Below are 280 nucleotides of genomic sequence, written 5' to 3'. Positions count from 1 at the left end.
AGCCTCTGGACCTGCGTGTTTGAGCGCATTCGTCATGAGGTTGGTGAGCACCTGGTGAAGGCGGGCACTATCTCCTGTCACAATGGGCGGTTCCACACAATTGTTTGTCATGGAAATATCGCGATCAGGGTAATTCACTTTCATGTTCTGAATAACACTGATTGCGACACTGAGGATATCGACACTCTTGTGCTCCAATGGACGCGAATTATCCATCCGAGCAAGATCCAAAAGATCCTGAACTAAAACGCTCATTCTTTCTGCCTCGGCGGAGATACTA

The 280-nt window shown here is 48.2% G+C and carries 1 pseudogene; it reads right to left on the bottom strand.

The window, feature by feature from the left end:
- Positions 1-255: pseudogene (locus tag QP413_RS10025) on the bottom strand (two-component sensor histidine kinase); the annotation flags it as partial.
- Positions 256-280 lie beyond the last annotated feature (25 nt).

The organism is Corynebacterium sp. UMB4614, assembly GCF_030217065.1.
Lineage (GTDB): Bacteria > Actinomycetota > Actinomycetes > Mycobacteriales > Mycobacteriaceae > Corynebacterium.
The sequence above is the reverse complement of the archived record's forward strand: the minus strand, read 5'-3'. Positions and strand labels throughout refer to the sequence as shown.